A 6,071-nucleotide genomic window follows, 5' to 3' on the forward strand; every position below is an offset into this window, starting at 1 on the left:
CACGATGACGGACGGGACGGCGATCGCGCTGCTCGCAGTGGGCGGAGTCCTCCTCTTGGCACTCGGCGTGCTCCTCGGCCGTCTCCTGGCACGCGGACCGGCTGCTCCCCAATCCGAACCGGGATCGCTTTCCGCCGCGCTCGCGCTCCTCCAGGAGGCCGCACGGGCACAGACACAGCAGATGCAGGACCTCGCGCGATCGGTCCACGAGGTCGCGCTGACGACGGGACAACTCCAAACCCGCCTGCAGGCGAGCGAAGCGCGGCACGGGCAGCTCAGCGCCGGGCTCGAGACGCTCAACCTGGTCGTCGGCGAGCTGCGCAGTGGGCTCGCCGCCGTCCTGCAGCAACAGGGCCAGACGGCTGGCCGGCTCGACCACCTCCAGCAGGCCCTGGCTGCTGCCCAGCAAACGCTCAGCGAGCTCCGCCGCAACGACGAGGAGGCACGCCGTCAGCAAGAAGAACTGGGCCGCTTCGTCGCGCGGCTCGATGCCATCTTGACCGGCTCTGCTTCGCGCGGTGCGGCTGGCGAGCACATCCTGGAGACCTTCCTCGAGCAGCTGCCCGCCGAGTTCAAGGCGTTCGACTTGCCGATCCGCAACCGGCGCGTCGAGTTCGCGTTCCGCCTCCCCAACGGCAAACACGTGCCGGTCGATTCCAAGTGGGTCGGTGCCCGCCAGTTGGCCGAACTGGACGAGACCGCTTCCGCCGAAGCGCGCCGGGAACTCGAGCAACTCCTCGACCAGCGCGTCGAAGAGGTGCGGGCCTATCTCGACCCCGACCTCACGCTCGGTTTCGCCGTCATCGCCGTACCGGACGCCGTCTACCGCTGGACCCAGCGTCGGCACGCGCACGCCCTCGCCAAAGGAGTGATCGTCATCAGCTACAGCATGGCTATCCCTTACTTCCTGACGCTCCTCCATCTCGCTCTACGCTTCCTGCGCGACGAAGAGACGATGCGCGTCTCGCAGCTGGCTCACCAGCTGGAGCAAGCCTTGCAAGCTATCCAGCAGGAACTCAACGGCCGCTATGCAAAAGGCCTCACCATGCTGCAGAATAGTCGCGACGCGCTGGCCGAGCAGGCTGCCAGAGCGTTGGGGACGCTCCGCCAACTCCAGGCGCTCGGCCAGCCCGGCGGGCCACCCGCCCTCGCCGAGCGGAACGAGGACGACGCCGGTGCCCAAAGCGAGCGAGCACTGGGAACGGATCGAGGCGGCGATCGCCGGTGAGCCGGTCGATCATCCGCCGGTCAGCCTGTGGCGTCACTTCCCAGAAGAGGACCAGGACGCCGCGACGTTGGCGCGCGTCACGCTGGCCTGGCAGCACCGCTTCGCCTTCGACTTCGTCAAACTGATGCCGCCCGGCGACTACCCGGTCATCGCCTGGGGTGGTGCCAGCGAATATCGCGGTAATCCGAGCGGCACGCGGACCGTGACCCGTTACCCGGTCGAGCAGCCCGACGACTGGCAGGCCATCCGCCCGCTCCCGGTCGACCGCGGCCCGTTCCGCGCCATCAACGAGGCCGCTCGCCTGGTCGCCCGCGAACTCGGCGGCACGGTCCCCGTGCTCCAGACCGTCTTCAGCCCGCTCACCGTCGCGTACAAGCTCTCCGCGGGGCGCGTCTTGCGCGACCTCGTCGAGCACCCGGCACTGGTCGAAGAAGCGCTGGCCGCCATCACCGAGACGATGCGGACACTCGTGCAGGCCGCGTTGGCTGCCGGCGCAGACGGTCTCTTCTTCGCCACGCAGTGCGCGACCGCCGATCTGACCGATCCGGCGACCTACGCCCGCTGGGGACGCCCGGGAGATCTGGCCGTCCTGGAGGCGGCGGCTGGCGCACCGTTCCTGCTCCTGCACATCCACGGCCCAGCACCCCACTTCGACCTCCTGGCCGACTACCCGGTGCACGTCCTCAACTGGCACGACCGCCGCGCCGGCCCGAGCTTGGCCGAGGGAGAGCGGCGCAGCGGTCGTTGCGTCGCCGGCGGACTGGACGAGACGGCGATCGCGACGCTCGCACCGGAAGCGGTCGCTGCGCAAGCGCGGGACGCGGTCGCCCAGCTGAACGGGCGTCATCTCATGGTCACGCCGGGCTGCGTCATCCCGATCACCACGCCGGAGGCCAACGTGGCGGCAGCGGTCACCGCTGTGCGGTCCACGGACCTCGGGTCACGACGGAGCTGAGATCGGCGATGTCCCTCTTCGCGACCCCGCCCGACCCGCGCATCGCCCGCCCGACCGCACCGCACCGTGCGACGCTCGCCCAGCGGCTCGCCGGGGCTATCACGGGGCCCGACCGGCGCGTGCGCGACCTACTCGAGACCTGGTTCGCCCGCTTGCCCGTCCCAGCACAGACCGACGTGCGCAGCCGCTTGTGGGAACGCGATCGCCGACTCGCCTTGGCCGCCTTCTGGGAGCTCTACCTGCACGAGCTGCTCACCCGGCTCGGCTACCAGCTGGTCCCGCATCCCACCGTGCCGGGGGCTGGTGCCCGCCCGGATTTCCTGGCCACCCGCGACCAGGAAGCCTTCTACCTGGAAGCGCTGATCCACGGTCCCTCCACCGAAGCGTGGCGGGCCGAGCGGCGTCTCTATCCGATCCTGGACGTCCTGCACGAAGTCCAGCGCGAACCCTTCGTCGTCACGCTGGCACAGGCCACCTGTGGGCATGGCACGCCACCGTTGCGCGCGCTCCGCTCGGAACTCGTCCGCTGGCTGGACTCGCTGAGTCCCGCGACCACCGATGCGACGCTCTCCTGGCAGCGGGGCAGCTGGTCGCTCCAGTTCCGCGCCCGCCGCGCGAGCAGCATCCGCGCCGACGAGCCGACCGCGCCGTCATCCCCGTCGCTTTCGCTGCGCACGCTGCTGAGCAAAGTACAGGCCAAGGCACGCCGCTACCGGGTGTTCGACCGCCCCCTGCTCCTGGCCCTCGCTACGTCCCAGGCCTGGCCGGAGTCGACCTCCCGTGAACTGGCGCACCGACTCGTCGAGCAGCTTCCCGACCCCGCAGCTGGCATCCTCCTGGCGGCCGGACTCGACCCCTGGACGATCGCTTCCACGCCGCTGCTGTTGGCCTGGCGCGCCGACGCGGTCGCGCCGCTGCGACCGTTCCTGGCCGCGCTCGAAGAGGCCGGCGCCCGACGCCTCACCGCCAACATACTGCAGTTGGACGCCCCCTGGCGCCTCTTCGCGCTCTGGCCGACCTGGCCACGCGATCCGCGCGGCGGGAACGAGTGACCCCGTCGTGCCGGCCCGCGCGTCAGGCACGCACGACGCGCAGCGTGGCCAGCATCGGGTCGCTGGCACCATTGAACCGCATCCCAGCCGCTCGCCCAGCCTGGAGGAACTCGACGACCTCCGGTCTGACCACCTCGCCGGGGGCCAGCACCGGGATCCCTGGCGGATACGGAGTGACCGGCTCGGCGGCGACGCGCCCCACCGCCTCGGCGAGCGACACCCGCTCGGCTGGGGCGAAGAACGCCTCCCGTGGCGTCATCGCTTGGGGCGCGCCGGCCACGATCGGCCCGGTGGAGCGCAACAGCGCCCGCACCGCACTCCGCTCGGCTGCGGAGTCCGGCCGGGCGCGATCGGCGGCGAGCGCGCGGAACGCGGCGACCAGCGCCGCGATCGTCTCCGGCGTGTCACCGATCGTGATCAGGAAGACGACGCTCACCAGATCAGCCATCTCGGTCGCGATCCGGAAATCGCTCCGGAGGATCCGCTTGACCTCCAGACCGGTCAGCCCGAGCCCCTGCACGTCCACGACCAGCCGCGTCCGGTCGAAGCCTGCTCCCGGACGCCCAGCGACGATCTCCGGTCCGACCACCTCGAGCCCAGGGATCGCGGCCAACTCGCGCCGAGCACGCTCGGCCAGCTCGAGCGTGCGCGTCAGGAGCTGCTCTCCTTCCAGAGCGAGCCGACGGCGTGCCGCATCGAGCGAGGCGTAGAGGAAGGCAGCGGGGCTGGTCGTCTGCACCATGGCGGTCGCCGCGCGGAGTTGCGCTGGGTCGACCAGGTTCCCCGCCATGAGTAGGAGCGCAGTCTGCGTCAGCGACCCTGCCAGCTTGTGCAAGCTGGTCACCGCCACGTCCGCACCCGACGGAATGGCCGCTGGCGGTAAGGCGGGATGAAAGGGCAGATGCGGTCCCCACGCCTCGTCGACGAAGAGGGGGACACCGCGGGCATGGCAGAGCGCGGCGAGCCCCGCCGTGTCGCTGATCACCCCGGTATACGTCGGGCTGACCAGCGCGACAGCCGTCGCGTCGGGCCACGCCGCGAGCGCCTGCGCCACCGACTCGGGCGGCAGGTCGAGGAGCAGACCGGACTCCGGATGCACCGCGGGAACCACGTACACCGGTCGGGCGCCGCTCAGCACCAGCCCGGCCAGGAGCGACTTGTGCATCGCCCGCGTCACGACGATCGGCCGGCCGGGTCGGCCGAGGGTCAAGAGTGCAGCCAGGTTACCGGTGGTGCTCCCATTCACCAGGAAGACGGCGTCCCGCGCGCCCCACAAGGTAGCAGCCAAGCGCTCGGCCGCAACCAGGGGATCGTGCTCCAGATGCGCGTCGAAGGTACCGCCGTCATGTGGGATGTCCAGCGCGAGCGCCCGCTCACCGAACGCAGCGACGAACTCCGGGGGCGCACCGCGTCCCTGCTTGTGCCCAGGCGTCGTGAAGGGAATCACTCGCTCATCGAGGTAGGCCAACCACTGTTCCAGATAGGGCGCTCGCTGTTGTTCCTCCGGCACTCCACCGCCCTCCGCACTCGTCCCCACCGGACGGGTGAGTATACCCCGGGGGCGCGGTCGCAGTGTCCTGTAGACAGGGGACGGAGACGCGTGCATAATGGCAGTCGATACCGCTCCACGCGCTGCGTGGGAGAAGACGGAGCGCGCCGTGGCAGAACAGCCGACCCGCGATCAGTTCCAACCCGACGACGAGCTGTTCGAGGCGATCGAGCGCTTCCTGGCCGAGCAAGCCGCTGAGACGATCGATGTCGACCTGCGCCGCGCCCTCCGAGAAGCGCAACGGTTCGTCGAGCGCGACCTGCGACGCCGCCCCGAATACGACCGCCTCATCCAAGCGCTCGAACGCGTGATCGAGGACGAGTTTCCCGGCGCCTTCACCGCGCCGATCCGCACGCGGTTGGCTGAGCTGCTGTACCGCTATGGGCTGGCCCACTACTGGCTGGTGCAGGGGCGCGAATTCCCCGAGGCGCTCGCTCCGGCCGAGGTCGAAGAAGACGAGGAAGCGGTCGAGTCAGTCGAAGAAGCGCGCCCGCTGGTCATCTACGACTTGTGGTTCCCGCACGACATCGCGCTCGAGCGGGCGGACGACGGCTACTACCTGCACATCAGCGACGGGCGGATCGACCTCTCGCTCTACCTGGGGGAGGACCCCAACGAGCGGGGCGCGCTGGCGGATCTCCTCGGCCACTACCGCTATGCGCTGGCCCATGCCCCGCACGGCGAGCCGGCTGAGCCGAGCGACCGCTTGACGCCGGTCCTCACCGTCGAGCTCGACTACAGCGGCTCCGAACTCGTCGAAGCCAACGACCACGTCGACGTTCTCTTCCTGGACCCGCAGGGCGAGCCGATCGTGCGCATGCACGCGCGCGCTGCCGAGCTCCGCCTGATCGTCGAAGAGCTGCAGACGATCGGGCGCGACGGCAGCTTCTGAGCCCACCGACCGGTCACCACAGCACTGCCATCCGCACCCTCATCGATCCGACCACCACAGCGGCCATCTGGTCAGGACGGCGCCTCTCGGCCCGGGCGGGCCGGCCGGGTCAGGCACCGCCTGACCCCTACCGGACGGGGCATGCCGCCCGACCGTCGCCCGCGTCTGCCGCGCCGGGGATGTGCCGGCCGACCCGTGTAGGGGCGAGGCGCTGCCTCGCCCGCCCGCGCCATCTGGCGCGGCAATCGATCGTCACCCCCATGCCCGCGCAGCGATGCGACAGGGCACACCGCCGATGCCCGCCGGTTCCCATGTGCCGGCCCTCCGGGCCGGACGGGTCAGGCACCGCCTGACCCCTACAAACGGGGGGCGGGCGTCGCAGTGATGTCCTTGCG

At 70.6% G+C, this 6,071-nt stretch carries 5 protein-coding genes; 4 read left to right on the forward strand and 1 reads right to left on the reverse strand.

Translation table 11 applies throughout. The annotated features are described in order from the left end of the window. The first annotated feature begins 4 nt into the window (after positions 1–4). Genes rmuC through ACWIVK_RS06030 form a run of 3 tightly spaced genes read left to right on the forward strand, consistent with a single transcriptional unit; the run spans position 5 to position 3,235 of the window. Complete coding sequence (gene rmuC / locus ACWIVK_RS06020; RefSeq protein WP_448575669.1) at positions 5–1,228, forward strand: DNA recombination protein RmuC; 1,224 nt, start codon at positions 5–7, stop codon at positions 1,226–1,228. Further along, on the forward strand, positions 1,176–2,183 hold the full coding sequence (locus tag ACWIVK_RS06025; protein ID WP_448575670.1) for a uroporphyrinogen decarboxylase family protein: 1,008 nt from the start codon (positions 1,176–1,178) through the stop codon (positions 2,181–2,183). The genes rmuC and ACWIVK_RS06025 overlap by 53 nt, the downstream gene beginning before the upstream one ends. 8 nt (positions 2,184–2,191) lie before the next feature. Then, positions 2,192–3,235, forward strand: coding sequence for a hypothetical protein (locus ACWIVK_RS06030; RefSeq protein ID WP_448575671.1), 1,044 nt, complete (start codon positions 2,192–2,194; stop codon positions 3,233–3,235). Positions 3,236–3,257: 22 nt separating this feature from the next. Here ACWIVK_RS06030 and ACWIVK_RS06035 read toward each other — a convergent pair whose 3' ends face one another. Then, positions 3,258–4,745 carry an aminotransferase class I/II-fold pyridoxal phosphate-dependent enzyme gene (locus ACWIVK_RS06035; protein ID WP_448575672.1) on the reverse strand — a complete coding sequence of 496 codons (1,488 nt, stop codon included), beginning with the start codon at positions 4,743–4,745 and terminating at the stop codon, positions 3,258–3,260. A gap of 148 nt (positions 4,746–4,893) precedes the next feature. On the opposite strand from ACWIVK_RS06035, the gene ACWIVK_RS06040 reads away from it, so the two are divergent. Beyond that, positions 4,894–5,676, forward strand: a complete 783-nt coding sequence (locus ACWIVK_RS06040) for a hypothetical protein (RefSeq protein ID WP_448575673.1) — start codon at positions 4,894–4,896, stop codon at positions 5,674–5,676. The last annotated feature ends 395 nt before the right edge of the window (positions 5,677–6,071 follow it).

Source organism: Thermomicrobium sp. (assembly GCF_053493975.1).